The 473-nt window shown below is 35.3% G+C and carries 1 protein-coding gene; it reads right to left on the minus strand.

What is annotated here, in order from left to right; all coding sequences use genetic code 11:
* On the minus strand, positions 1-229 hold a 229-nt coding region (locus GQ589_RS12345; RefSeq protein WP_237399242.1), incomplete at its 3' end, for an IS3 family transposase.
* Positions 230-473 lie beyond the last annotated feature (244 nt).

Here is a 473-nt window from a genome sequence, read left to right on the forward strand (position 1 = left end):
GATTAATTGTCGCAGGATTAAATTGTCGATTTAAATGGTTTGGTGCAAGTGTCGACGATTTACCACCGCTAGGATAGACATGTTGTTTCGGTCTTTTTGCAACGAGACCTAATTTCTTCATTAAGCGTCTGACCTTATCTAAACCAAGCTTAAACCCTTTTTTAATCAGTTCAACGAGCATTCTTCTTTTTCCATATATGCCATCCATTTCGTTATGAATTGATTTCATGGCTATTTCAAGCCTAGTATTAATCAATTTAAATGCACGATGTTTAGTTCGATAATAAAAAGTACTGGGCGACACTAATAAACATCGGCAGATTTGAGATAGTTTATTTCCTGCCTTCTTCAACATTAACGCTATTTGTTGCCGCTTGTCATTTCCATTGCGAAGAAGGCTGAAGCTTTTTTTAATAACTGATTATCACTTTGCAGCTGTTTAACTTGTTTCTCTAAAGCTTGTATTCGTTTTT

The sequence above is a fragment of the Gilliamella sp. Pas-s27 genome (assembly GCF_009795865.1).
Classification (GTDB): domain Bacteria; phylum Pseudomonadota; class Gammaproteobacteria; order Enterobacterales; family Orbaceae; genus Gilliamella.